This window comes from Sphingopyxis sp., from assembly GCF_035998965.1.
Taxonomy (GTDB): domain Bacteria; phylum Pseudomonadota; class Alphaproteobacteria; order Sphingomonadales; family Sphingomonadaceae; genus Sphingopyxis.
Map to the genome: position 1 here is coordinate 1 of NZ_DASYHE010000001.1, position 2,672 is coordinate 2,672.

Consider the following 2,672-nt stretch of genomic DNA (forward strand, 5'->3'; position numbering starts at 1 on the left):
CGGAACAGCGCATGGTCGAGGGGTGTCTCGACTTCGCTCGACACGAACGGATTTGAAGGCAGGTTAAGAGAAACACGTGACCTTCAACGCCGCCGCCCTGTTACTCCTGATCGCCGGCCTCGCGCTGATCGGCTGGATTGCCGGTCGGCAGCGGTCGAACCTGCTCGCGGGGCGCGCGGGGACCAAGCTGCATTCGCGGCCGCAATATCATGGCTGGTATGTCGCGCTGTGGCTGTTCGCGCCCGCGGCGCTGTTCCTGGCCGTCTGGTCGTCGGTGTCGCCGGGGCTGATCACCAACGAAGTTTTGACCAGCGAGGCGGCACAATCGCTGCCGTCGTTCGGGTTCGAGCGCGGCGCCATCCTGTCCGACGCGCGCAGTGTGGCGCTGGGCAAGCAGGACGCGGTGCGGCTGCCCGCCGCGGCGCCGCTGGTCCAGCCCTATGCCGATGCGGCGCATAAATATGCGTGGATCGGCATCGCGGCGATGCTGGCGCTGGCGCTGGCGGGCGGGCTCTATGCCTTCACCCGCATCAAGCCCGATTTCCGGGCGCGGACGCGGGTCGAGCGGATCGTCATGGCGTTCCTGCTGCTCGCGTCGCTCGTCGCGATCCTGACGACGTTCGGTATCGTGCTGTCGCTGCTGTTCGAATCAATCCGCTTTTTCCAGCTGGTGTCGCCGCTGGAGCTGCTGTTCGGGACCAACTGGGCGCCGCAGAGCGGGGCGCCGGTCGACGATACGTTCGGCGGCATTCCGCTATTCTGGGGCACGGTGCTGATCGGCGCGATCATCGCGATGATCGTCGCGATCCCGATCGGGATGATGACCGCGGTGTATCTGACCCAATATGCCGCGCCGGTGGTGCGCCGCTGGGTCAAGCCGATCCTGGAGATTTTGGCCGGGGTGCCGACCGTCGTGTACGGCTATTTCGCCGCGCTGACCGTCGCCCCTGCCCTGCGCGAATTTGCGGTGATGCTGGGCATTCCCAACGCATCGACCGAAAGTGCGCTCGCGGCGGGCATCGTGATGGGGGTGATGATCATCCCGTTCGTCTCCTCAATGGCCGACGACAGCATCAACGCGGTGCCGCAGGCGATGCGCGACGGGTCGCTGGCGCTGGGCGCGACCCCGAACGAGACGATCCGCCAGGTGCTGATCCCCGCCGCGCTTCCGGGCGTGATGGGCGGCATCCTGCTCGCGGTCAGCCGCGCGATCGGCGAGACGATGATCGTGGTGATGGCCGCCGGCCTGTCGGCGAACCTGACCGCCAACCCCTTTGCCAGCGTCACCACGGTGACCGCGCAGATCGTCAAACTGCTGACCGGCGACCAGGAATTCGACAGCGCCAAGACGCTCGCCGCCTTTGCGCTGGGGCTGGTGCTGTTCATCGTCACCCTGCTGCTCAACATCGCCGCGCTGCGGATCGTGAAGAAGTATCGCGAAGCTTATGAATAAGCCCACCAATCCCACCGACTGGAAAGGCGCGGCGATGCAGAAACGCATCGCGGGCCGCTATGCCGCCGAACGCCGGTTCAAATTCATCGGGCTGGGCGCGGTGCTGTTGTCGGGCGCGTTCCTGGCGTTCCTGCTGTTCGTGATGATCGGCAACGGCGCGCGCGGCTTTACCTATACCAATGTCGCGGTGCCGATCGATTTCAAGGCGATGCCGCTGACAATCGACAAGGCACGGCTCAGCGACCCCGACGCCGATCAGGTGATCGCGAGCGCGGGGCTGGCCGACATCGTCGCCTTTGCCGCCGACGAGGCGCTGGGCGAAGGCGGGTCGGCGCTGATCTCCGAAAATGCGTGGAAGGAAGTGCGCAGCGCGATCAAGGATGATCCCACCCTTCTCGACGGCAAGACGGTGTTCGAGCTGCCGACCGCAAGCGCGGTCGACATGGCGGCGAAGGACGGCGCCACCGGGGCGCTGGGGGCGCAGGTCGATGCGCTGGAGAAGGGCGGCAAGCTGTCGACCGGCATCCACTGGCCCTTCTTCAAAAATGCCGACGCCACCGATCCCGCGGTGGCGGGGATCTGGGGCGCGCTGAAAGGATCGGTGCTGACGATCTTCATCGCCTTCCTGATCGCGTTTCCGACCGGGGTGCTCGCGGCGCTTTATCTGGAGGAATATGCGGCGAAGAACCGCTGGACCGACCTGATCGAAGTGTCGATCAACAATCTGGCCGCGGTGCCGTCGATCATCTTTGGCCTGCTCGCGCTGGCGGTGTTCATCAACTGGTTCGGCATCTGTCAGGCGAGCCCGCTTGTCGGCGGCTTGACCTTGGCGCTGATGACGATGCCGGTGATCGTGATCGCCAGCCGCAACGCGATCAAATCGGTGCCGCCGTCGATCCGCGACGCGGCGCTGGGCGTCGGCGCCAGCCCGGTGCAGGTGGTGTTCCACCATGTGTTGCCCCTCGCCCTCCCCGGCATCCTCACCGGCACGATCATCGGCATGGCGCGCGCGCTGGGCGAGACCGCGCCGCTGCTGCTCATCGGGATGCGCGCTTTTATCGGCGACGTCCCGGGCGGCATCTGTTCGCCGTCGACGGTGCTGCCGATGCAGATCTTCCTCTGGTCGGACGAAGTCGACCGGGGCTTTGTCGAGAAAACCTCCGCCGCGATCATCGTGCTGCTTGTCGTGCTGCTGTCGATGAACGCCTTTGCGATCTAT

General features: G+C 65.8%; 2 protein-coding genes. Both read left to right on the forward strand.

Annotation, left to right across the window (positions count from 1 at the left end):
- Positions 1 to 76 precede the first annotated feature (76 nt).
- On the forward strand, positions 77 to 1,453 hold the full coding sequence (gene pstC / locus VGN68_RS00005; RefSeq protein WP_327472618.1) for a phosphate ABC transporter permease subunit PstC: 1,377 nt from the start codon (positions 77 to 79) through the stop codon (positions 1,451 to 1,453).
- Positions 1,446 to 2,672 (forward strand): phosphate ABC transporter permease PstA (pstA, locus tag VGN68_RS00010; protein ID WP_327472620.1); only part of this gene is annotated, 1,227 nt, incomplete at its 3' end. The genes pstC and pstA, both read left to right, overlap by 8 nt.